The sequence below is a fragment of the Palleronia aestuarii genome (genome assembly GCF_003253995.1).
Classification (GTDB): Bacteria; Pseudomonadota; Alphaproteobacteria; order Rhodobacterales; family Rhodobacteraceae; genus Palleronia; species Palleronia aestuarii.
The window spans coordinates 228,803-250,118 of sequence record NZ_QKZL01000004.1; the positions used below are offsets into that span (position 1 = coordinate 228,803).

Sequence of the window (21,316 nt, forward strand, 5' to 3'; positions counted from 1 at the left end):
AGATCAGGTGCCGTAGCGCTCGGCGGTCAGGCCGTCGAGTTCGATCTCCGGATCGCGGCCCAGGACGCAATCGGCCACGACGCGCGCCGATCCCGCGGCCATCGTCCAGCCGAGCGTGCCGTGGCCAGTGTTGAGATAGAGGTTCGGATAGCTCGAGGGTCCCAGGACCGGCGTCCCGTCAGGCGTCATCGGTCGCAGACCGGTCCAGCCTTCCGCCTTGCTCAGATCCCCGCCCTTCGGGAAGAGATCGCCGATCACGTGGCGGACGGTGTCGGTGGCATGCGGGCCCAGCCGGTTCGAATAGCCCGCGATTTCCGCCGTGCCCGCGACCCGGATCCGGTCGCCCAGACGGGTGATCGCGACCTTGTGCGTCTCGTCCATGATCGTCGATTGCGGTGCGAACGCATCCTCCGTGACGGGCAGCGTCACCGAATAGCCCTTGATCGGATAGACCGGGACCCGGACCCCGATCTTCTTGAGAAGCCGCGCCCCGTAGGAGCCCAGCGCGCAGACATAGGTGTCGCCCGTGATGAGCCCCGCCATCTCCGTCTCCACGCCCGCGATCTCGCCGTTTTCCACCACGATGTCCGAGATCGCCTGTCCGTAGAGGAATTCCACGCCCATCTCCGCGCACTTCTCGGCGAGCGCGAGGGTGAACATGCGGCAATCGCCCGTGCGGTCCGCGGTCAGCCTCAGCCCGCCCACGAACTTGTCGCGCACCTCCGCGAGCGCGGGCTCCGCCGCGATGCAGGCGTCCTGATCCAGAACCTCGTACGGCGAGCCGTATTCCGCGAGGACCTCCTGATCGGCCTTCGAGCCCTTAAGCTGCTTCTGGGTCCGGAAGAGCTGCAACGTGCCCTGCGCCCGGCCGTCATAGTCGATCCCCGTTTCCTCAATGAGATCGGGCATCACGTCGCGCGAGTAGTTGGAGACCCGGACCATCCGCCCCTTGTTGACCCGGTAGGCGTCCGGCGTGCAGTTCTTCAGCATCTGCGCACCCCAGGCCCACATGGTGGGCGAGATCAGCGGCCAGATGAAGAGCGGACGGCGCTTCATGAAGAGCCAGCGCAGGGCTTTCTGCGGAACGCCCGGCGCGGCCCAGGGTGACGTCATGCCGTAGCTGAGCTCGCCCGCATTGGCATAGCTCGTCTCGAGACCCGGGCCCGGCTGGCGGTCGATCACCACGACCTCCGCCCCCGCGCGGGCGAGATACCATGCCGTCGTCACCCCGATGACGCCCGCCCCCATCACGATGACCTTCATGCCGTACCCTTTCACCCTGAGACCGGCGGCATCATGGTGAGGGAATGCGGTGGCCTCAAGCCCCACGCCCGTCGTCAAACGCGAGGGGCCTGCGGATGATGCAGAATTCGGCGCCGGCGCCTCTTCGGGCGCCGATCCGCAAGGCGGGCCCGAAAGTATCGCCAAACACAGGACCCCGCAGGGAGCGGTCCGGCCGACGCAACCGGGCGCGACCTCGTCCTAGGCCCCGTTTTGCTTCTTCCGGATGGCGGTATCTCGCAAGCTGCAAGGTGGGAAGAAAGGCACGCGATCGACGGGCGACTGGACGCGGCAGCTTGCGCTCGTGTAGCCCTCGGGCGCCTGAGCCACGCCGAGGAGACGCCGTGAAGATCATTATCGATACTGATCCGGGGCAGGACGATGCCGTGGCGATCCTTCTCGCGCTCGCCTCGCCGGAGATCGAGGTGCTGGGCCTCACCGCCGTCGCCGGCAACGTGCCGCTGGAACTTACGGCCAAAAACGCCCGCATCGTGCTCGAACTCGCGCGGCGGACGGACATCCCGGTCTTCGCGGGCTGCGACCGGCCGCTCCTGCGCCCGCTCGTCACGGCGGAGCACGTGCATGGCCGGACCGGGCTCGACGGGCCGGACCTGCCCGATCCCTCCATGGCGCTGCAGGATACGCATGCCGTCGATTTCCTCGTCGAGACGCTGCGACGCGAACCGCCGGGCAGCGTCACGCTCTGCGCCCTCGGGCCGCTCACGAACCTCGCCATGGCGCTAAGACGCGCCCCCGACATCGCGGAACGGATCGCGCGCATCGTCCTGATGGGCGGGGCCTATTTCGAGGTGGGCAACATCACTCCCGCCGCCGAGTTCAACATCTACGTCGATCCCGACGCCGCCGACATCGTCTTCCGCGCGGGCGTGCCGCTCACCGTCCTGCCGCTCGACGTCACGCACAAGGCGCTCGTCACCTCCGCGCGCAACGACGCGTTCCGCGCCCTCGGCACGCCGGTGGGCCGCGCCGTGGCGGAGATGACCGATTTCTTCGAACGCTTCGATAAGGAGAAATACGGATCCGACGGCGCGCCGCTCCACGATCCCTGCGTGACCGCCTGGCTGCTTGCGCCCGATCTCTTTACGGGACGCGAGATCAACGTGGAGATCGAGACCCGCTCCGATCTCACGCGCGGCATGACCGTCGCCGATTGGTGGCGGATCACCGATCGGCCGCGCAACGCGCTCTTCGTGGGCGGCGTGGATGCCGACGGCTTCTTCGCCCTGCTCACCGAACGGCTCGGGCGCCTCTGACCGCAATCCGGGTTCCGCCCCACCTTGGGTTGCGTTAAGACTTTCGCGTCCCCCGCCGCGGCTGGTCCGCGACCATTGGAGAGAGAGATGAGCGCCAAGCTCCGCATCGCGACGACCGAGGATTCCGAGCGGCTCCTGAAACTCGTCCTCGCCTGTCACGCCGAGACCGACCTGCCGCAGGACGAGGCCGCCATCGCCGAGGCGCTGAGGCCGCTCCTCGAGGGGGGGCCGAACGGCGTCGTCTACCTCATCGGTCCGCCCTCGAGCCCGGTGGGCTATCTCGCGATCTCTTTCGGCTACTCGATCTCCATCGGCGGGCTCGAGGGGCATATCGACGAGATCTACATCCGCCCGCCCGTGCGCAACCGCGGCATGGCGAGCGAGGCGCTGCATTCCCTGGCCGCGTCGCTGAGTTCGCACGGCGTCCGCGCGCTCCACTTCACGCAGCGGGGCGACGATTCCCCGCGCGTCTTCGGACGTCAGCATTTCCGGCCCTCGAAGCGCGGCGCGGTGCTCACGCGGATGCTCTGAGGGCTTCCATTCGCGCCCGGACGCCATAGGTGCGGGGTCAAGGAGGATCGTTCCATGTCCCTCGCCCTGCCCTTCGACAACAGCTACGCGCGGCTGCCCCCGCGCTTCTTCACGCCGCAGGCCCCGACGCCGGTGACGGCGCCGCGTCTGCTCGCGCTCAACCGCGACCTTGCCGCGGAACTCGGCCTCGACGCCGATGCGCTCGCCTCACCCGCGGGCGTGGAGATGCTCGCGGGCAACCGCATCCCCGACGGCGCGCTGCCCCTTTCGCAGGCCTATGCCGGGCACCAGTTCGGCGGCTGGAACCCGCAGCTCGGCGACGGCCGTGCCGTCCTTCTGGGAGAGATCGTGGCCGGGGGCAGGCGGGTCGACCTGCAGCTCAAGGGCTCGGGTCCCACGCCCTACAGCCGGATGGGCGATGGCCGCGCCTGGATGGGTCCGGTCCTGCGCGAATACCTCGTCTCCGAGGCGATGCACGCGATGGGCATTCCCACGACGCGCGCGCTCGCCGCCGTCGCGACCGGGGAGCGGGTGCTGCGCGAACGCCCCCTGCCCGGCGCCGTCCTCGCCCGCGTGGCGAGCTCGCATATCCGCGTGGGCACCTTCCAGTATTTTGCTGCGCGCCAGGACACCGACGCGGTGGAGGCGCTGGCCCATCACGTCATTGCCCGCCATTACCCCGAGGCGGAAGATGCCTTCGGCCTCCTCGACGCGGTGATCGGCGCGCAGGCCCGGCTTGTCGCCGAATGGATGGGCGTGGGCTTCATCCACGGCGTGATGAACACCGACAACATGTCGGTCGCGGGGGAGACCATCGATTACGGCCCCTGCGCGTTCATCGATGCCTATCACCCCGACCGGGTCTTCTCCTCGATCGACCAGTTCGGCCGCTACGCCTATGCGCGCCAGCCCGACATCGCGGTCTGGAACCTCGCGCAACTCGCCTCCTGCCTGCTGCCGCTCATGGGCGAGCGGGACGCGGCGATCGCGCGGGCGACGGAGATGGTGCACACCTTTCCCGCCCGGTTCGGCGACGAATGGCTCCGGGTGTTCCGCGCCAAGCTCGGGCTCGTCTCGACGGAGGACGGCGATGCCGACCTCGTCGGCGGCCTTCTCGACCGGATGGCCGCGACCGGCGCCGATTTCACGTTGACCTTCCGGGGGCTAGCGGACGGCTCCGCCCGCGCGGCCTTCGCCGAGCCCGCGGCGTACGACGGCTGGGCGGAGGTCTATGCCGCACGTCGCGATCGCGACACGGCGAGCGAGGAAGAACGGGCCGCGCTGATGGCCCGGACCAATCCGGGCGTCATCCCGCGCAACCACCGGATCGAGGGGGTGATCGCCGCCGCCGTCGCAGGCGACCTCGCGCCCTTCGAGGCGCTTCACGGCGCCCTCTCCCGCCCGTTCGAGGACCAGCCGGACTACGCCTTGCCGCCGGAGCCCAGTGAGGTGGTGGAGGCGACCTTCTGCGGCACCTGAACCCGCGCCGCCTCGCCGCGAGTGGGCTCACGTTCGCCGATGGTGCCGGAAATGGCGTGCGGGGCCGTCAGGCCCCGCTCCGCCGGATCACTCGGTGACGGTGACCCGTTCCATGAGATCGGGCTCCGCGACCGCGCCCGACGGGCCGTCGCCACGGGCCACGGTGTCGATCACGTCCATGCCCGAGGTCACCTCACCCACGACGGTGTACTGGCCGTCGAGATGCGGGGCGGGCGCGAACATGATGAAGAACTGCGAATTCGCGCTGTCGGGATCGGATGCGCGCGCCATGCCGACCGTGCCACGGTCGAAGGGCAGTTCGCTGAACTCCGCGGGCAGGTCCGGAAGGTCCGATCCGCCGGTCCCGGCCTGCGACAGGTCGCCCTCCGCCACGCCGAATTCCACGTCGCCCGTCTGCGCCATGAAGCCGTCGATCACCCGGTGGAAGACGACGCCGTCATAGGCGCCCTCCTCGGCGAGCGTGGTGATCCGCTCGACATGCTGCGGCGCCACGTCCTCGAAGAGGTCGATCACGACGGTGCCGCTCACCCCGCCGCCCATCTCGATCTCGAGGCCGGTGGCGAGGGCCGGTCCTGCGGCAAGGGTCGCCGCGGCGACAAGGAGGAGCTTACGCATCGGCGGCCACCTTCACGCTCTGCATCCGGTCGGGGTTCGCGGGCGGCTCGCCGCGGGTGATCTTGTCGACCAAATCCATTCCCTCGATCACGCGGCCGTAGACCGTGTACTGCCCGTTCAGGAAATGGTTGTCCGCGAAGTTGATGAAGAACTGCGAATTGGCGGAGTTCGGGCTCGACGAGCGTGCCGCGCCGATCGTGCCGCGATCATGCGGGAGCTTGGAGAATTCCGCCGGAAGATCGGGATGCTCCGATCCGCCCGTCCCGGCGAGGCGGATATTGAAATCCTTCTCCGCATTGCCGTTCGACACGTCGCCCGTCTGCGCCATGAAGCCGTCGATCACGCGGTGGAAGACGACGTTGTCGTAGGCCCCCGCGCGGGCGAGCGTCTTCATCCGCTCGACATGCTTCGGCGCCACGTCGGGCAGGAGCGCGATCGTCACGGGCCCGTCCTTCAGCTCGATGATGATCGTGTTCTCCGGATCCTTGATCTCGGCCATGCTGCGGTCCTTTCTGGAAAAAGTCGCCGCGAACATAGGTGCACGCCGCAAGGAGGAAAAGGGCTCATGCGGGTCTCAGGGCGGTTGCACGCCCGTCCGGATCGGGCGAAGAGGAAGCGTCACGCGGATGGGAGACGAAGATGGGCTGGAAATCGCTCGACGACATGGATCTCGACGGCAAGGTCGTGCTGACCCGTGTCGATCTCAACGTGCCGGTCGAGGCCGGCCGCGTCACCGACACGACGCGGATCGACCGCATCGTCCCGACGATCCGCGATATCCTCGACAAGGGCGGCAAGCCGGTCCTCCTCGCGCATTTCGGACGCCCGAAGGGCAAGCGCGTGCCGGAGATGTCGCTGGGCCAGATCACCGATGAACTGTCCAAGGCGCTGGGACGCCCCGTCACTTTCGCCGAGGATTGCGCGGGTGATGACGCGACATCGGCCATCGCGGCCATGGGCGCCGGCGATGTGGTCCTCCTCGAGAACACCCGCTTCCATGCGGGCGAGGAGAAGAACGATCCCGACTTCGCGACGGCGCTTGCCGCGCTGGGCGACGTCTATTGCAACGACGCCTTCTCCGCCGCGCACCGCGCGCATGGCTCGACCGAAGGGATTGCCCATCACCTGCCCTCCTGCGCGGGGCGGCTGATGGCCGAAGAACTCTCCGCGCTCGAAGCGGCCCTGACCTCGCCCGAACGCCCGGTCATGGCGGTAGTGGGCGGCGCCAAGGTCTCCACCAAACTGGACCTCCTCGGCAATCTGGTGCGCAAGGTGAACCACCTCGTGATCGGCGGCGGCATGGCCAACACCTTCCTCGCCGCGCAGGGGATCGACGTGGGCAAGTCGCTCGCGGAACACGAGATGACCGGGACCGCGAAGGATATCCTCGGGAAGGCCGACGAGGCGGGTTGCGAGATCATCCTGCCCGAGGACGTCGTCGTGGCGAGGAAGTTCGAGGCAGGTGCCGAGAACGAGACCGTCGCTGCGGATGCCTGCCCCGACGACGCGATGATCCTCGATGCGGGGCCTGCCACGGTCGAACGGATCGATCGCGCGATGTCGAACTGCCGGACGCTGATCTGGAACGGGCCGCTCGGCGCCTTCGAAATCGCGCCCTTCGACGCGGCGACGAACGCGGCGGCGCGGCGTGCGGCGGAGCTCACCCGGGACGGCAAACTCGTCTCCGTGGCAGGGGGCGGCGACACGGTCTCCGCTCTCAACCGCGCCGGTGCGGCGGAGGGGTTCAGCTACATCTCGTCGGCGGGCGGCGCCTTTCTCGAATGGATGGAGGGCAAGACCCTGCCGGGCGTCGCCGCGCTCGAAAGCTGAGGCCGTCGCGCGAATGCGTGCCATGTTAGCGCCCGAGCGTTGCGCCCGGCGGGGTCAGACCCTACTGGAAGACGCAAAGTCCATTCGCTGAGAGGAGATGACGATGAAGGTTTCGCGCAAGGTCCAGAAAATTCTCGCCAATTACGAAGGCGAGACGCCCGGTGTGAAGGGCAAGCTTTGCCAGATGCTGATGCACGGTCGCCTCGGCGGTACGGGCAAGATGATCATCCTGCCCGTCGATCAGGGCTTCGAGCACGGACCGGCCCGGTCCTTCGCGCCGAACCCGGCCGGCTACGATCCCCATTACCACTACCAGCTTGCGATCGATGCCGGGCTCAACGCCTATGCCGCGCCCTTGGGAATGCTGGAAGCGGGTGCAGACACCTTCGCGGGCGCGATCCCGACGATCCTGAAGCTCAACTCCGCCAACTCGCTGATGAGCGGGACGGCCGGCAAGAACCAGGCCGTGACGGGCTCCGTCGACGACGCGCTGCGCCTCGGCTGCTCCGCCATCGGCTTCACCATCTATCCCGGCTCCGACATGGCGCTCGACATGTTCGAGGAGATCGTGGAACTGCGCCGGGAAGCGGCGTCGGTCGGAATTCCCACGGTGATCTGGTCCTATCCCCGCGGCGAGGCGATCTCCAAGGACGGCGAAACGGCCATCGACATCGCCGCCTACGCCGCGCAGATCGCGGCGCTTCTGGGCGCGCATATCATCAAGATCAAGCTCTCCACCGACCATCTCGAGCTGCCCGAGGCCAAGAAGGTCTTCGAGGACCAGGGCATCGACGTCGCGAGCCAGGCGGCACGCGTCGCCGAATGCATGCGCTCGTCCTTCGACGGACGCCGCATCGTCGTCTTCTCGGGCGGCGCGAAGAAAGGTGAAGAAGGCATCTACGACGATGCCCGCGCGATCCGCGACGGCGGCGGCAACGGCTCGATCATCGGGCGCAACTCGTTCCAGCGGGAACGCTCCGAGGCGCTGGCGCTGTTCGACAAGCTCGTGAACATCTACAAGGGCAACGAATAAGCCGCAGCGGGCGGAGGGGCATTCCCAAATTCCTCCGCCCGTGTCATCCTCGTTCCAGGCGCCCGGTTCGAGGCGCGACGAGCGAGGCGGCAGATGACACGTCCCTACCGGCGCCCGGCCATCGGGCTTCTAACCTATTTCGCACTCACCTTCGTGCTGGGCCTCTATTTCACCTTCGCGAGCGTGCAGGGCGATTACGGGCTCTTCCGCCGGATCGAGATCGACGCGCAGGCCGACGCCCTTGCAGCCGAGCTTGCACGGGTCGAGGCCGAGGTCGCGGCGCTCGAGAACAAGACGCGGCGCCTTTCGGACGCCTATCTCGATCTCGATCTGCTCGACGAACAGGCACGGTCGGTTCTCGGCATGGTCCGCGCCGACGAGATCATTCTGCGCTGACCGCTCAGATCGCCCCGTTGAGGAGCTGATCCATCGTGATCGAGGGCTGCGCGCAGCCCGCCTCGCCCACGATGCGCGCGGGCACGCCCGCGACCGTCTTCATCGGCGGCACTTCCTCGAGCACCACCGATCCCGCCGCGATCCGTGCGCAATGGCCGACCTTGATCGCGCCGAGGATCTTCGCCCCCGCCCCGATCAGGACGCCGTCGCCGATCTTCGGATGACGGTCGTCGTCCTCCTTGCCCGTGCCGCCGAGCGTGACGGAATGGAGCATGGAGACGTTGTCCCCCACGGTCGCCGTCTCGCCGATGACGATGGAATGGGCATGATCGATCATGATCCCGCGCCCGATCCGGGCGGCCGGGTGGATGTCGATCCCGAAGACCTCGCTGATCCGCATCTGGAAGAAATAGGCGAGGTCGTAACGCCCCTGCTGCCAGAGCCAATGACCCACGCGATAGGCCTGGAGCGCTTGGTAGCCCTTGAAGTAGAGGAGCGGCTGCAGGAAGCGATGGCAGACCGGATCGCGCTCGTAGGTCGCGACGAGGTCGGCCCGCGCGGCTTCCCCGATCGCGGGATCGGCCGCATGCGCCTCGTCGGCGAGCTCCCGCACGATCTGCTCGGACATCTCGCCCGAGGCGAGCTTGAGCGAGATCCGGTAGCTCAACGCCCGCTCGAGGCTGTCGTGATGCAAGATCGACGCGTGGATCAGGCCGCAGAGGATGGGCTCGTCGGCCGCCGCCTGCTCGCCTTCATGACGGATCCGGTTCCAGACCGGATCGACCGTCGCGATTTTCTGGGCTGTCATGCTCACGGGATCGGATCCTCGTCTGGTACAGGTGACCCGTACATAGGTCGCCTATGCGATGGGGGAAATACCCATGGCGACGATCGACCCGGCCCGTTTCAGCCGAGGTCCAGTTCCCGGAACGGACCGGGCCCATAGCTTTCCGAAACCTGCGCCACCGCGGCCCTGAGCGGCCCCCCTGCTGACGCCGCGGCCAGCTCTGCCAGGCTGCAGGTCCAGGAGGATCGCGTCACCACCTCCTCCCGGAGCACTCGCTCGCCCTGGAGGATACGGACGAGATAAAGCTCGCGCTCCTCGGCGAGCGGAACGTCGAGACCCTGCCAGGCATCGCCGTCGCGCCGCGTTCGACGGATCCAGTCAAGCTCGATGGCACCCTCCCGGCGACGGGCCGTCAGGTGAACCGGCGCATAGGGCCGCAGGCCCACGCCCTCGAAGGCGCGATGGGCATGGACATAGGAGGGATCGCTCACGGGCCGCGTCGCCGGTCCGATCCGGTAATGGCGCGCGACGCCGCGCTGCGATACCGCCATGTCGAGCTGCCTCGGCGCGCCGTTGAGAAGGACGACGGTACTGCCCGCGGGCCAGCGCTCCGGCGTGACCGCATCGGTGCCCGCCTGCCCCCGAAGAAGCAGCCGCAGATCGTAGGTACGCGGCGCGACGAGCGTGGCCTCTCGGAATTGCAGGACTTCCCAGATGTCGTTCGTCCCGGACCCGATGGCGAGCGCGTTGGCGCCGGAGAGCAACGCCTCCTCGGAAACCGACGCGAGCGTCCCGCGCACGAGTTCGACGCGAAGCACCGCGCTGCGATCGTAGAGACCCGGTTCGGCGCGACGCAGGAAGGTCTTCGTATGACCGATGGTCGCGGCACGGGCGATCCGTGTCTGAAGCGCGTAGCCCGCGTCCTCGGACGAGGACAGGACGGAGACGGGCCCCGGCCAGGGGCGCGCCGCAATCGCGAGATAAGGGGCGTGCGGAACCTCGTCTCCGGTCAGAAGCGGCAGATCGAGAAAGACCGGCAGAACCGGGGACGGGGCGCGGTAGCGGCCGAGACGGACGATCCCGTCCGACGCCTCGCCGGGCTCGTAGAGTTCCGGCTCGATCCGCACCGCCTCGACCTGCAGGTAACCCGATTGCTCCACGTGATCGAGCCGGTAGCGCCCGTCTTTCAGTTCCACCACGTCGCCCGCCCCGAGCGCGCTTTGCGAAAGCGGCAATGCGAAGCGCGCCGTGTCGCGGGCGACGCGCGTTTCCGAAAGCCATCGCTCCGTGATCGCCCGTCCCTCCGCCTGGGTGAGAAGGATGGGAAGTTCCGATTGAGACACGCCGATGCTGCGCTCGTCGGGAAAGATCGCCTCTGCCGAACGCGTCTCGAAATCCGCATCCGCACCGATGAATGTAAGCTTGATCCGCCCTACCTGTTCGGCCTCCGGATTGCGCGTGGCCTGCAGCGCACCGCGCTCCGGATCGGTCGAGACGAGACCGCCCTGATCGAGCCGCCGCGTCACGCGCCCGTCGCGGCTACGGAAAAGAAGTGTCCCCTCCCGTTCCACGGCGTCGAAGCCGAATGCCAGCATCAGCGGCTGCAACGCCGCGCGGGCATCGCCGAGCTCCGCAACCCCGTATCCGCGGACCACCCCCCAGAGGGCATCCACGTCGATCTCCGTCACGCCCGAAGCCGCGCAGATCTCGCGCACGACGGAAGCCAGCGCGCGGGAGGCCGACCGACCCGTGATCCAGTGCCCCCGTCCGTAATTCTCCGCGTCCGACCAGAGCTCTGCGTTGCCCGGGAAATACGGATAGGGACGCGCATCCCACGCCCAGACATAGGCTTTATCCATGTCGAGCATGCGGCCGCCGTAGACGTCCGAGGCAGGATTGTTCTCCGCCTCCGCCCAGAACTCGTGGACCGCGCGCAGATACTGAAGCTGCATGAAATCGTCACGCCGCCCGTTCGAGAAGTAGGGGATCGCGGATTCCGAGCTTTTGGGGTCGAGGAACTTGTTGGGCTGGTTGGTCCCCTTGTCGATCGCGGCGCAACCGAGCTCGGTGAACCGGATGGGTTTCATCCGAGGCACCCACGCTGACGGAGCGCTTGATCTGACGCCTCCGATCCGATCGTGATGACGCTTCGACCACCACGAGGGCAGGTCCTTGTAACGGTAGACCCACGCCTCGTCATGCGTCCCGTCGGTGATCGCGTGGCGCGCCTGCAGCTTGCGGACCTCGGGAGTGGGATAATACCAGTTGAACCCCTCCCCCCCGAGGATGTTCGCCTTGAGATAATCGAGGTTGTAGATCGAGCCGTAGGGCGCGTCGGCATGATCCTCGTCATCGCGCCAGTCGGAGATCGGCATGTAATTGTCGATCCCGATGAAATCGATGTTCTCGTCCGCCCAGAGCGGATCGAGGTGGAAATAGACGTCCCCCGATCCGTCCTGCGGATGGTAACCGAAATATTCCGACCAGTCGGCGGCATAGCTGATCTTGCAATCGGGCCCGAGGATCGCCCGCAGCTCTCCGGCGAGCCGCCTTAGCTCCGCTACTGCGGGGAACCCGGCCGTACCCCGGATTTGCGTGAGACCCCGCATCTCCGATCCGATGCAGAAGGATTCGACCCCGCCGGCGAGACGGCAGAGAAAGGCATAGTGCAGGATGAAGCGGCGGTAGCGCCATTCGGGCGGGCCGGAATACCGAACTTCTCCCCCTGATATAGAGAAATCGCCCGGCGCGGCGGTTCCGAAGAACGCCGCCACGTCATCGTCCGCCCGTGCCGTGCCGTCGGCGGAGCCCTCGCGCCCCGGCGCGACATCGAGCGTGATCCGACCGCGCCAGGGCAAGGACGGTTGCGATCCTTCGGCACCGTAGGGGTCGGGAAGGCTATTGCCTGGAAGTTGTTCCATCAGGATGAAGGGATAGAACATCACCTCCTGGTCGGCCGCGTTCAGCGCACGGATCGCCTCGACCACGCTCGCGTCGGAAGGCGTTCCGCCATAGATGACCGAGCCGTCTCTAAGCGGGATCGTCCGGGCCGCGCTACGTCCGATGCCGCCCGCGCGCCAGCTCATCTCCACGCCGTCGATCTCGTTCTGCTCCACCTTCGGCTCGACGGTGCAGTGACCGCAACGCAGGTCATCGCCGAACCACGACACGATGAGCGAGGCCGCACCGCATCGCGGCAGTTCCCCGACGAGCGCATCGAGCGAGGCGGCGAAATCGGTCGCGCCCGAAGGCGTGTTGACGTTGCTGTAGTGCGACACGCCCGGCCCGTGATCGAGGCGCACGGGCGTCGTCGCGAGTGCGTATTCACCGGTCCCCGGCATCATCGCGACCGCCCGCACCTGTCGGCTCATGTCGGTGAGGTGACCGTTGGCGCGTTCCTGCTCCGGGCGGATCACCTCGAACGTCAATTGCGGCACGCGGTTGCCGTAGGGCCCGAGGGCGAGGTTCTCGATCACGACATAGGCGAGCCCGCGATAGGCGGGAACGTTGCCCACTCCTTCGATCGCCTCCACGAGGGGATCGGGTAGCTGGTCCTCGCCACCATGGTAGACCGACATCGAGATCGCGTCGCCGGCAATCTCTTGGCCATCGGCCCAGATACGACCGACCCGCGCGATCCGTCCCTCGCAGAGGGCCAGGGCAAGAGACACGGAATAGGAATATTCCGAAACCTCCGGGGATGACGGCGCGCCCTTGCCACCAGCGGACGTGGTATTCAAATCCTCGACGAAGTTCGACGACCAGATCACCTGCCCGCCGATCCGCATCCGTCCGAATATGCGCGAAACCGGCGTTCCCTCGCCCGCGCTCGTCAGGCGGAAACGGTCGACGCGGCCGGTCTCGACGGGTTCGCTACCCGCCCCGAGTACGCTCGCATCGACCACGCGGCCGAGCGTCGCACCCACGGCCTTCCCGATCACGGCGGAGCTCAACCCGAGGACGCTGCTGCCGAGTGCTCCTCCGGCCGCCGCTCCGGCGGCGGAAAGTACCAAGGTCGCCATCAAATACTCCCTTCGGGAAAGTCGAACCGCGCCACGATCCGTCGCACCCACGGAGCGCTCAATGCCGTCTCGACGACGTGATGCCCGCTGAAGGCGTGAATGAATGTGGGCTCGTCACCGCCCTGCCCGACGATGCCTAGATGCTTCGCGACCGCACGTTCACGCATCCGGAAAAGAAGGACCTGCCCTTCCATGACGGGTCCTTGCGCCGCTTCGATCAGAACGTGCCGTGCGCCCCTCAGGAGCCGCTCTTCGCCCTGCGCCTCGGACCAATCGGCGGTATAGGGCGGGATTGAGATGGTTTCAGCCCCGCCAAGCTCGCGCCAGACACCACGGACGAGACCGAGGCAATCGGTGCCCGCTCCGCGGCAGGACGCCTGATGTACATAAGGCGTACCGATCCAGAGCCGGGCGATCTCGACGACACGGCTAGCCATCGCCAGAGCCCCCGATGGTTCGCGAGTTCGGGTAGGCCATCAGCCAGTCTTCGCCGGGAAGATGCGGAAAGCCGCGGAAATTGACCATATTGCTGAATTTCTCGCGGCAGGTCTCCTCCCGGCGGTCGCACCCTGCCTCGATCCGGACACGGTCGCCTGCGGCAATGCCGCCCCGAAGAGATTCCCAGATCTCGATCCGGCGCGCGCTCCCGGTCCCGCGATCGTTCTTCACGAGCGCGACATCTCCCTTGGACGCGCCGCTCAGAACTACCAACCGCCCCCGCTCGAACCAGCGGGGCGCATAGCCGTCGAGGGGGCCCAGCGCGATGATCTTCTCCGCTTGGATCGCGACGATGGCCGCCTCTGTCGAATAGGCAGGCCGCGAGAGATCGACGCGACAGCGCTCGTCGCCCAGTATGGTGGAACACACGGATTGATAGGTCAGACCCTGCGGAGCGTTGAGCGTCTCGGTCAGACCTCGCAATTCCGCCTTGAAGGCACCACCCGCTCGTTCGATCTCCCCGAGCGTGCCGCGAAATTGCAGCGCGCGCATCCGTGGATCGGCCCAGTTCACGAGCCAGGAGGAAACGCGGGCGCCATCGAACCGGCCAGCCGCGATGTCTTCTTCTCGGATGCCCGTATCGCTGATGACGCCGAGCGCTTCGCTATTGTCGACAGAGAGGCCCGTCGTCTGGCTGAAAGCACGAGCGCTCAGCCCGTCGGACGCCGCGAAGGTGCGCCCGCCAAAACGCAGATCGGAATCATGATCGGTAAAGCCGAACCGCGTCCCGTCGCGCCGGATCAATTCCCAGCATCGGCAAAGCGTCGTGGTACCGCTCGAAAGATGCGCCTCGAATGTTGCGTCGATCGCCATCAGACTCGGACCTCGACGATCGGTACGTTGGGGATCTCGCCCGCATCGAATGTCGCGATAGAGGTTCGCAAGTAATCGGTGTCGAACCGTACCGGCACGTCGAACTCGAATCCTGCCGCAATCACGGTCCCGTCAGGGGGCACCTCCGCGAGCGTTACGAGTCCGGTCGCCTCATCGACTGCGAAGTCGGTGTTCTCGACCAATTCCGTCCCGTTCTTCTGCACACGGACACTGCCCGGGACGGGCTTGCGGATAGGCCGCCAGTACGAGGCGGGTCCCGTTCCATAGAGTTTACGAAGCTGAAAGGTCGCACTTTCGCCATCCGCCGTGCCGAGAAACTGGTCATCGGCTGCCGGCATGGCACGCAGGGCGCAGGATTTGAAATCCGACCAATCCTTCCAGCGGAACGCGTGAAGCTGTCCGCGGCGCGCCTCGAAAAAAGCGATGAGCGCCTCCACATCGGCGACCGAGCGCAATCCGATCCCTGCGTCGTAGCGTCGCCGCGAATGGGCCCAGGGGCTGTTGCGCTCCTCGAAACCGTTTGCCAGCGTCACAATTTCCGTCCGCCGCTCGGGTCCGCCCAGAGAGCCGTGGCTCACGGCGACGGGAAACCTGACCTCGTGAAATGCCATGGATGTCCCTCCTCGGATTGGGCTCAGCGGTTGCGTTGACCGCGCGAGAGCGCGCGGCTCATCTGTGCGGCGATCTGGCTCTGGGAGCGCTGGAACCCGCTAACGTCAGGCGTCTGTATGTTCATCGTGACGTTGACCGCTCGCGCGCCCCCGCCGCTACGGACGCCGAGCTGGCCATCGGCCCCGCGCGCAAGCGGCATGATCGCCTCCGGACCGGCCTCGCCCATCAAGCCAGTCGCGCCACGCATGGGAAAGGCGGTCGGCCCCGAGACGATGCCACCTTGCGCAAAAGGCAAAACGCGACCTTGGCTGAAGGGCGCGCCGTTCTCGAAGGGCAAAAGCCCCTTCATGAGATTGCCCACGCCGCCGGCGAAAAGGCCGCTGACATCCTTCGAAAGGGGCTTCATGGCGGCGTCGTAAGTAGAGCCGACGATTGAGCGCGCGACACCCTTGAGGGCATCGCTCGCCTTCATCCCGTCGAAGATCAGGCCCTCAAAGCTCTTCTTCAGGCTGCCGCTCAATCCCTTGGACAGCGCACCGACCTGACGATTGGTCTCCTTGGCGCTCTGCTGCATGGCGCGCATCTCGGCCTCAAGGGCACCGATCACGACGCGGGTGCCGCCCGCGGTCCGCCCGAAGGATTCGAGATCGTCGTCGAGGCCCTCGAAGCCGGGATCGTCACTCATCTCGTATCTCCATCGTGTCGGGGAACGCGGCGCTGAGTTCGGCGAGGCGTGCCCGTCCCATGGGGGACGATGCTCCACCCGCACCAAGCATTACCGAAAGCTCGACGGGGCTCAGCGCCCAGAATTCCGTCGGTCGAAGCCCGAGCCCCTGGATCCCCGTCCGCATCAGCGCGGGCCAATCGAACCCGCTCATGCCGGTAGCGCGAAGGCCCGCGCGAGGAGGACGCCGGCGATCCGCGCCGCCTCGACCGGCCCGCCGCCGATCTCGACGGTGAGAAGGTCCGCCGCGCGACCCCGCCAGCCGCCGCCACGCAATCCCGCGACGAGAAGCGCCACGACATCGCGGGTGGAGAACCGCCCGGTCTCGAACCGCTCAACGAGCTCAACAAGGGTTCCCGTCTCGAGCTCGGCTTCGAGTTCGGCCAGAGCACCAAGAGTGAGTTTCGCGGTATGCGGCTCCCCGTCCAGGAGAAGTGTTACCTCGCTCGCCCACGGATTGCCCATCAGAACGCCTCGAAGGAGAGCGCCCCCGCGGAGGACATGCTGAGCTCGTAGGTCGCCTCGCCATTGTAAGCACCGGAATACTCGATGGAGCTGATCTGAAAGGCACCCTGCACACGGCCGAAATCGGGGATGATGATCTGGAAGTCGGGGATATCACCGTCGAAGAAAAGCTGCCTCGCTCGCGCGTCGGTTCGGGCATCCTTGAAGATGCCAGAGCCCGAGAGGGACGCGCTGCGCACGCCCGCGCCGGCGAGAAGTTCGCGCCAGCCGCCTTCGCTTTCGAGGCTGGTGATGTCGACGCTCTCGGCGTTGAAGGAAAGCCGCGTCGCGCGGAGTCCCGCGACGGTCTCGAAGGTTCCGTTACCGTCGATGTCGAGCTTGATCAAAAGGTCCTTGCCGTTTTGGGCAGCCATGTCCGTTACTCCGCGTTTGTCGATTGCTGGTCTTCCACCTGGGCCCGGAAGCGCAGATCGATGCGCCGCTGATCCGCCGACCCGATGCGCCGCGCCCGCGCGCTCCGGAACCAGAGGCCGACGACGCGTCCCCGTCCGAGCGTCATCTCGTTTCCCAGAAGCGCGTCCGAAATCGCCCCGGCGGCTTCCTTCGCGATCTTGAAGCCTGACGCCTCGGTGATCACCGTCACCGTGAAATCATGCCAGGCCCCGCCACCATCCTTGTCCGAACGGTCGCGGACATCCTCATCGCCGAGTGTGACGTAGGTGATCGGAATCGCTCCAGCCGGCACCCGGTCGTAGATCGCAGCGCCGACGAGGTCCGAGAGTCGCGCATCCGCCGCGAGCGTCTCGTAGACCGCCGTCTGCAGCGACGCCGAGAGCGCATAGGTCACGCCGCAACCTCCTCGTCGCAGAAGCAGATGAGGAAGTGCGCCAGAGGCGCGGCCTCGGTCACGGCGCGGATGTGGAAAACCCGCGCCCCGTCGCGAAAACGCTGGCCAGGCACGGGACGTTGAGGCGACGATTGCGGCGCGCCCCGCACCATGATGCGGTAGGACATTTGCGACACGGTGGCGACAGGCGCCGCCATCTGCCGTCCGGCCCGCGGTGCGACATCGGCCCAAAGGACACCCAGGGCTTCCCAGGTCTCGCTGAAACCTCCGGCCCCGTCAGGCAACCGATCCGCGCGCTCAAGGATTAGGGGACGCGTCAACCTCACGTTCTTCATACTAGAAACCTCCAAACATGCGCGGTTGGCGATAGGTGGACAGGATCGCGGAGACACCGGGAGGCAGCGCACCAGACGCCACGCGATCCTCGTATTGCGCGGCCGCGAGGCTGAGGACGGCGAGGCCCAGATCGGAGGGCACTTCACGCCAGTTCGCCCCGTATCCGGCACGGAAGCCGATCTCGGCATGCCCGCCGATAGGGATCTGGGGAAGCATGAAACCTCGTGCCACGATCGCAGGCCGGTGCGTGTCCCGTACGAGCGTGTAGCGATTGGGGGCTATCACCTCTCTCGTCCCGTCGAGATTGACGATTGCAAGCTCGTTGACATCGATGACCGGTGCGCGCGGCAAGGTTTGTCGGCTCAGGTCTCGCCAGGCGCCGAGCGTCCAGAGGAAATTGCGTATGAGGATCGCCTTTGCGCATTGCCCCTCGATCTGGGTCATCGCGGCGCGCAACGCGCTTTCGAGGACGGCGTTCTGAATGGTATCGTCGGAGAAACCTGACCCGAGGCGCAAATGGGTCCGGAACTGCGGAAGTGGCAGCTCTGACGCTGGGATGCCCGTCTGCTCGACCAAAAACATGTCAAAATCTCCTCAGCGACCGGTTTCGCCGTGCAAGTTCAGGCTGGACGCGCGCCTCCGCACCGTTCTTTTGGAGGGAAGCAGCTGGATGATCCGGGACGCGCGCCCAAAGACCCCGCACCCGCCCACCGGACGCGTACGGAGCCATCTCGGGGATCAGCTCGTGGAGAACTTAAGAAGCTTGATCGCCGCGAAATCGCTGACGTCGCCGCCGACCCGTTTCGTCGCATAGAATAGAACATGCGGCTTGGCGCTGAACGGATCGCGCAGGATCCGCAGATCGGGGCGTTCGGCGACGGTGTAACCGGACGCGAAATCGCCGAAAGCGATCGCGGTCGAGCCGGCTGCGACGTCGGGCATGTCCTCCGCGATGAGCACGGGATATCCAAGGAGCCGTGCAGGCTCCGCGGCCGCCAGGCCGTCCGACCAGAGGAACCGCCCGTCATTGTCCTTTAACTTGCGGACGAGTCCGGCCGTCTTCGAATTCATCACGAACGTCGCGTTTGCGCGGTATCGCGCGCCCAGCGCATAGACGAGATCGACCAGAGCATCAGGATTGGCGAACCCTGCTTCGGACCCGCTCGCGACATAGCCGATGCTGCCCCATTCCCAATCGGCGTCATCGACGACTGCATGATCGAGAAGGCCCCGGGGTTTGTCGATCCCGTCCCCGCGCAAAAAGGCATGTGCTTCAGCCCTTGCAAACTTGTCGGCGATCCGACCGGCGAGCCAGTTCTCGATGTCGAAGGCGGCATCGTCGAGGAGCCGCTGGGACGCCTTGGGAAGTGCGGAAAGTTCGTGAAGCGGGATCGTGATCCGGTCGATCTGGGGGGTGCCCGTCTCCCCCACGGGCGTCATCTCGGTCGCCCATCCCGCGCCGAGATCGGTCGTGTCGATCAGTACGTCGAACGACGTCGCCTCGACGTTCACCACGTTCACAATCTTTCGGATCGAGGCGGTAGAGTGGAGAACGGAGCGGACGAGTTCGCTTGTCTGCGGGTCTACCAGATAGCCGCCATCACCCGCGATCGAAGTATTCAGCGCCTTGCCCTCCAGCTCGAGCCCGCGCAGGCCTTCGTCATCACCCAAACGGATATAAGCCTGAAACGCCTTCTGGTGAGGCGCCTCGACGTCGGCACTCGTCGCGAGCGTGGGGCGTCGGGCGCTGCGTGATTTGCGATCCAGCATGGTCAGTTTCTCTTCCTGTTGTTGCATCTTCATCTGCATCTCGGTCCGGAAACCCCTGAGATCGCTGACGAAGCCAGCCATCGCAGCTCTCATTTCGCTAGCGGCATCGGGCATGGAATCTCCCTCCGCCCGAGCCTTGCTCTCGGTCGTGCTCATCCGATTTTCCTCATGATTCTGTTGCGCGTACCGGGCATCAGCGGCCCGTCAGCTCCTGTGACGCGGTCCGGAAGAGGTCCGCCAACTCACGCATGGGATCGAACGGACCTTCAGCGCGCTTCGATCCGACCCGTGCTTCGGGAAGCATCGGGAACGTCACGAGGGACACTTCCCAGAGCTCCAGCTCCGACAGAAGGCGTCGGCCCCTGCCATCCTTGCCCGCCCGCTTGGTCCGGTATCCGATGGAGAGCCCGTCGATCGCCCCCGCCTGGACGAGGGCCGCTGCCTCGCGGCCCCGCTCGATTTCGGTGAGGATACGGCCCTTGACGTACAGACCGCGCCCATCCTCGCGTACCTCGTCCCAGACACCGATCGGCTGCGTCGGATCGTGCTGCCATAGCATCTTCACTCGGCCGCCCCGCGACGCGAGCGCCCCGAGCGAAACGGCGTAAGCCCCCGCCTCGACCACGTCCCCGCCATGATCGGGCGTTCCGAAGAGCGATGCGTACCCCTCGATCACGGACCCGTCCGTGACGGTAACCTCGCCTCCCAGGGCGCAGTACTTCGTTTCCAGTTCCGTCATCGACACACTCCTCATTCCGCCGCGGGCAAGCCGAGCAGGGATCTCTTTTCCGCATCCGTCAGGAAGCTGGCCTCGCCGATCCGCCGCCATTGCGCCTCACGCTCGACGGCGAGGGCGGGGATCTGATCGAGATCGACACGCAACTCGACCGCCTCCCCCGAGAAGGCCGAAAGCCAGTGCGCGATGGAGGCGGAGACGCGCGAGGCCATCGGCAGGACGGTCAGGCGGTAGAAGGCGCGGCTCGCCTCCACGTAATTGGCATAAGTCGCATCACCGGGGATCCCGATCAGCATCGGGGGCACGCCGAAGGCGAGCGCGATCTCCCGCGCCGCGGCCTCCTTCGTCTGCTGGAACTCCATGTCGGAGGGCGAGAACCCCATCGGCTTCCAGTCGAGCCCCCCTTCGAGGAGCATCGGCCGCCCGGCGTTCCGCGCACCCTGATGGTGCATCTCCATTTCCGAGAGGAGGCGGTCGTACTGCTCGGGCGTAAGCATCCCGTCGCCATTCTGATAGACGATCGCCCCGGAGGGTCGCGCGGCGTTGTCGAGAAGCGCCTTGGACCAACGCGATGCGGAATTATGCACGTCCATCGCACTCGCCGCCGCCTGCATGGGGGAGAGGCCGTAATGATCATCTTGGGGATGGAAGCTTTTCACGTGACAAACGGGCGAAAGGCCATCGATGACCTGAAAGCGGTGCTTGCGCCCGCCGACATTGTATTCGTAGGCAGCCGGCCATCCATCGGAACCGGGCACGACGGACATCCGGTCGCTGCGCAATACATGCAGCTCGGTCGGCAACCCGCCATCACCGACCGCCTCGACATATCCGTCACCGGACAGAAGCAACTGGCCGAATAGGGATTCAAGCAGCTCGGCCCGGCCCTGCGCGCCGTTCGGTCGGCTCATCAAGGACAGGACCGGATGAACGTCGAAACGCTCACCGTCGGCGTAGAGCACGAGCGGAAGAGCCGCCGCGGCCTCCGCGATGACCTTGACGCAGCGAAATCCGATGGGGTTGCCCTGGAAGCCCGCCCGCGTCAGCGAGGACGTATCCCGTGCGGTCCAGGCCACGCGGCCCACGCTGCCATAGGCGATCCCCGGCATCGTCAGTGGGCCGGTAGCGCTAGCCTTGGCCTCGGCGGGCTCCGTCTTGCCGCGCTTGAGGAAATCGAACATGCCCGCTCCTTCATGTCGTTCGACAAACCTCCATCGATCACGCA

24 protein-coding genes are annotated in these 21,316 nt (G+C 66.5%); 6 read left to right on the plus strand and 18 right to left on the minus strand.

Annotation, left to right across the window (positions count from 1 at the left end; all coding sequences use genetic code 11):
- Nucleotides 1-3: 3 nt before the first annotated feature.
- Nucleotides 4-1,329: a D-amino acid dehydrogenase gene (locus tag LX81_RS06985; protein ID WP_373280274.1), complete on the minus strand. Its 1,326-nt coding sequence runs from the start codon at nt 1,327-1,329 to the stop codon at nt 4-6.
- Nucleotides 1,330-1,625: 296 nt separating this feature from the next.
- On the opposite strand from LX81_RS06985, the gene LX81_RS06990 reads away from it, so the two are divergent.
- From LX81_RS06990 to LX81_RS07000, 3 genes are all read left to right on the plus strand, one after another.
- Nucleotides 1,626-2,555, plus strand: coding sequence for a nucleoside hydrolase (locus LX81_RS06990; protein WP_111536582.1), 930 nt, complete (start codon nt 1,626-1,628; stop codon nt 2,553-2,555).
- Between the two features lie 87 nt (nt 2,556-2,642).
- Nucleotides 2,643-3,086: a GNAT family N-acetyltransferase gene (locus LX81_RS06995; protein WP_111536583.1), complete on the plus strand. Its 444-nt coding sequence runs from the start codon at nt 2,643-2,645 to the stop codon at nt 3,084-3,086.
- 54 nt (nt 3,087-3,140) lie between these two features.
- Nucleotides 3,141-4,565, plus strand: coding sequence for a protein adenylyltransferase SelO (locus LX81_RS07000; protein ID WP_111536584.1), 1,425 nt, complete (start codon nt 3,141-3,143; stop codon nt 4,563-4,565).
- 87 nt (nt 4,566-4,652) lie between these two features.
- Here the strand turns inward: LX81_RS07000 and LX81_RS07005 are convergent, their stop codons facing one another.
- Both LX81_RS07005 and LX81_RS07010 read right to left on the minus strand, forming a co-directional pair.
- Nucleotides 4,653-5,201 (minus strand): peptidylprolyl isomerase, encoded by a 549-nt coding sequence (locus tag LX81_RS07005; protein WP_111536585.1) that lies wholly within the window; start codon nt 5,199-5,201, stop codon nt 4,653-4,655.
- Nucleotides 5,194-5,700 carry a peptidylprolyl isomerase gene (locus LX81_RS07010; RefSeq protein WP_111536586.1) on the minus strand — a complete coding sequence of 169 codons (507 nt, stop codon included), beginning with the start codon at nt 5,698-5,700 and terminating at the stop codon, nt 5,194-5,196. Before LX81_RS07010 ends, LX81_RS07005 begins: the two co-directional genes overlap by 8 nt.
- Before the next feature lie 140 nt (nt 5,701-5,840).
- Here LX81_RS07010 and LX81_RS07015 point away from each other — a divergent pair, with 140 nt between their 5' ends.
- The 3 genes from LX81_RS07015 (at nt 5,841) to LX81_RS07025 (ending at nt 8,460) form a co-directional block, all read left to right on the plus strand.
- Nucleotides 5,841-7,031 carry a phosphoglycerate kinase gene (locus LX81_RS07015; RefSeq protein ID WP_111536587.1) on the plus strand — a complete coding sequence of 397 codons (1,191 nt, stop codon included), beginning with the start codon at nt 5,841-5,843 and terminating at the stop codon, nt 7,029-7,031.
- Between the two features lie 103 nt (nt 7,032-7,134).
- Complete coding sequence (locus tag LX81_RS07020) at nt 7,135-8,064, plus strand: class I fructose-bisphosphate aldolase (protein ID WP_111536588.1); 930 nt, start codon at nt 7,135-7,137, stop codon at nt 8,062-8,064.
- A gap of 93 nt (nt 8,065-8,157) precedes the next feature.
- A complete protein-coding gene (locus LX81_RS07025; protein WP_111536589.1) occupies nt 8,158-8,460 on the plus strand; it encodes an FtsB family cell division protein in 303 nt (100 codons plus the stop codon).
- Nucleotides 8,461-8,464: 4 nt separating this feature from the next.
- Here the strand turns inward: LX81_RS07025 and cysE are convergent, their stop codons facing one another.
- From cysE to LX81_RS07100, 15 genes are all read right to left on the minus strand, one after another.
- Nucleotides 8,465-9,268: a serine O-acetyltransferase gene (gene cysE, locus LX81_RS07030; protein ID WP_111536590.1), complete on the minus strand. Its 804-nt coding sequence runs from the start codon at nt 9,266-9,268 to the stop codon at nt 8,465-8,467.
- Nucleotides 9,269-9,366: 98 nt separating this feature from the next.
- Nucleotides 9,367-13,269 carry a baseplate multidomain protein megatron gene (locus LX81_RS07035; RefSeq protein WP_111536591.1) on the minus strand — a complete coding sequence of 1,301 codons (3,903 nt, stop codon included), beginning with the start codon at nt 13,267-13,269 and terminating at the stop codon, nt 9,367-9,369.
- Nucleotides 13,269-13,706, minus strand: a complete 438-nt coding sequence (locus LX81_RS07040; protein ID WP_111536592.1) for an NlpC/P60 family protein — start codon at nt 13,704-13,706, stop codon at nt 13,269-13,271. Before LX81_RS07040 ends, LX81_RS07035 begins: the two co-directional genes overlap by 1 nt.
- A complete protein-coding gene (locus tag LX81_RS07045) occupies nt 13,699-14,580 on the minus strand; it encodes a phage/gene transfer agent baseplate hub protein (protein WP_111536593.1) in 882 nt (293 codons plus the stop codon). The genes LX81_RS07040 and LX81_RS07045 overlap by 8 nt, the downstream gene beginning before the upstream one ends.
- Nucleotides 14,580-15,212, minus strand: a complete 633-nt coding sequence (locus tag LX81_RS07050) for a DUF2460 domain-containing protein (protein WP_111536594.1) — start codon at nt 15,210-15,212, stop codon at nt 14,580-14,582. Before LX81_RS07050 ends, LX81_RS07045 begins: the two co-directional genes overlap by 1 nt.
- Nucleotides 15,213-15,235: 23 nt before the next feature.
- The gene (locus tag LX81_RS07055; RefSeq protein ID WP_111536595.1) at nt 15,236-15,898 is read right to left on the minus strand and encodes an RcGTA-type gene transfer agent tail tape measure protein; all 663 of its coding nucleotides are present in this window, start codon (nt 15,896-15,898) and stop codon (nt 15,236-15,238) included.
- Entirely contained in the window at nt 15,891-16,091 is a 201-nt protein-coding gene (locus LX81_RS07060) for a rcc01693 family protein (protein ID WP_111536596.1), read from the minus strand. Before LX81_RS07060 ends, LX81_RS07055 begins: the two co-directional genes overlap by 8 nt.
- Nucleotides 16,088-16,402 carry a GTA-gp10 family protein gene (locus LX81_RS07065; RefSeq protein ID WP_111536597.1) on the minus strand — a complete coding sequence of 105 codons (315 nt, stop codon included), beginning with the start codon at nt 16,400-16,402 and terminating at the stop codon, nt 16,088-16,090. Before LX81_RS07065 ends, LX81_RS07060 begins: the two co-directional genes overlap by 4 nt.
- A complete protein-coding gene (locus tag LX81_RS07070) occupies nt 16,402-16,815 on the minus strand; it encodes a phage major tail protein, TP901-1 family (protein ID WP_111536598.1) in 414 nt (137 codons plus the stop codon). Before LX81_RS07070 ends, LX81_RS07065 begins: the two co-directional genes overlap by 1 nt.
- 5 nt (nt 16,816-16,820) lie before the next feature.
- Nucleotides 16,821-17,249, minus strand: coding sequence for a DUF3168 domain-containing protein (locus LX81_RS07075; protein WP_111536599.1), 429 nt, complete (start codon nt 17,247-17,249; stop codon nt 16,821-16,823).
- Nucleotides 17,246-17,584: a head-tail adaptor protein gene (locus LX81_RS07080; RefSeq protein WP_111536600.1), complete on the minus strand. Its 339-nt coding sequence runs from the start codon at nt 17,582-17,584 to the stop codon at nt 17,246-17,248. The genes LX81_RS07075 and LX81_RS07080 overlap by 4 nt, the downstream gene beginning before the upstream one ends.
- A gap of 1 nt (nt 17,585) precedes the next feature.
- Nucleotides 17,586-18,167 (minus strand): head-tail connector protein, encoded by a 582-nt coding sequence (locus LX81_RS07085; protein WP_111536601.1) that lies wholly within the window; start codon nt 18,165-18,167, stop codon nt 17,586-17,588.
- Nucleotides 18,168-18,323: 156 nt separating this feature from the next.
- Nucleotides 18,324-19,511 (minus strand): phage major capsid protein, encoded by a 1,188-nt coding sequence (locus tag LX81_RS07090; protein WP_111536602.1) that lies wholly within the window; start codon nt 19,509-19,511, stop codon nt 18,324-18,326.
- A 37-nt stretch (nt 19,512-19,548) separates the two neighbouring features.
- Nucleotides 19,549-20,094: an HK97 family phage prohead protease gene (locus tag LX81_RS07095; protein WP_111536603.1), complete on the minus strand. Its 546-nt coding sequence runs from the start codon at nt 20,092-20,094 to the stop codon at nt 19,549-19,551.
- An 11-nt stretch (nt 20,095-20,105) separates the two neighbouring features.
- A complete protein-coding gene (locus LX81_RS07100; RefSeq protein ID WP_111536604.1) occupies nt 20,106-21,272 on the minus strand; it encodes a phage portal protein in 1,167 nt (388 codons plus the stop codon).
- Between the last annotated feature and the right edge of the window lie 44 nt (nt 21,273-21,316).

Coding starts and splice junctions, on each gene's coding strand:
- LX81_RS06995 (WP_111536583.1), top strand. CDS start 2,643: ATGAGCGCCAAGCTCCGCATCGCGACGACCGAGGATTCCGAGCGGCTC.
- LX81_RS07000 (WP_111536584.1), top strand. CDS start 3,141: ATGTCCCTCGCCCTGCCCTTCGACAACAGCTACGCGCGGCTGCCCCCG.
- LX81_RS07005 (WP_111536585.1), bottom strand. CDS start 5,201: ATGCGTAAGCTCCTCCTTGTCGCCGCGGCGACCCTTGCCGCAGGACCG.
- LX81_RS07010 (WP_111536586.1), bottom strand. CDS start 5,700: ATGGCCGAGATCAAGGATCCGGAGAACACGATCATCATCGAGCTGAAG.
- LX81_RS07015 (WP_111536587.1), top strand. CDS start 5,841: ATGGGCTGGAAATCGCTCGACGACATGGATCTCGACGGCAAGGTCGTG.
- LX81_RS07020 (WP_111536588.1), top strand. CDS start 7,135: ATGAAGGTTTCGCGCAAGGTCCAGAAAATTCTCGCCAATTACGAAGGC.
- LX81_RS07025 (WP_111536589.1), top strand. CDS start 8,158: ATGACACGTCCCTACCGGCGCCCGGCCATCGGGCTTCTAACCTATTTC.
- cysE (WP_111536590.1), bottom strand. CDS start 9,268: ATGACAGCCCAGAAAATCGCGACGGTCGATCCGGTCTGGAACCGGATC.
- LX81_RS07035 (WP_111536591.1), bottom strand. CDS start 13,269: ATGGCGACCTTGGTACTTTCCGCCGCCGGAGCGGCGGCCGGAGGAGCA.
- LX81_RS07040 (WP_111536592.1), bottom strand. CDS start 13,706: ATGGCTAGCCGTGTCGTCGAGATCGCCCGGCTCTGGATCGGTACGCCT.
- LX81_RS07045 (WP_111536593.1), bottom strand. CDS start 14,580: ATGGCGATCGACGCAACATTCGAGGCGCATCTTTCGAGCGGTACCACG.
- LX81_RS07050 (WP_111536594.1), bottom strand. CDS start 15,212: ATGGCATTTCACGAGGTCAGGTTTCCCGTCGCCGTGAGCCACGGCTCT.
- LX81_RS07055 (WP_111536595.1), bottom strand. CDS start 15,898: ATGAGTGACGATCCCGGCTTCGAGGGCCTCGACGACGATCTCGAATCC.
- LX81_RS07060 (WP_111536596.1), bottom strand. CDS start 16,091: ATGAGCGGGTTCGATTGGCCCGCGCTGATGCGGACGGGGATCCAGGGG.
- LX81_RS07065 (WP_111536597.1), bottom strand. CDS start 16,402: ATGGGCAATCCGTGGGCGAGCGAGGTAACACTTCTCCTGGACGGGGAG.
- LX81_RS07070 (WP_111536598.1), bottom strand. CDS start 16,815: ATGGCTGCCCAAAACGGCAAGGACCTTTTGATCAAGCTCGACATCGAC.
- LX81_RS07080 (WP_111536600.1), bottom strand. CDS start 17,584: ATGAAGAACGTGAGGTTGACGCGTCCCCTAATCCTTGAGCGCGCGGAT.
- LX81_RS07085 (WP_111536601.1), bottom strand. CDS start 18,167: ATGTTTTTGGTCGAGCAGACGGGCATCCCAGCGTCAGAGCTGCCACTT.
- LX81_RS07090 (WP_111536602.1), bottom strand. CDS start 19,511: ATGAGCACGACCGAGAGCAAGGCTCGGGCGGAGGGAGATTCCATGCCC.
- LX81_RS07095 (WP_111536603.1), bottom strand. CDS start 20,094: ATGACGGAACTGGAAACGAAGTACTGCGCCCTGGGAGGCGAGGTTACC.
- LX81_RS07100 (WP_111536604.1), bottom strand. CDS start 21,272: ATGTTCGATTTCCTCAAGCGCGGCAAGACGGAGCCCGCCGAGGCCAAG.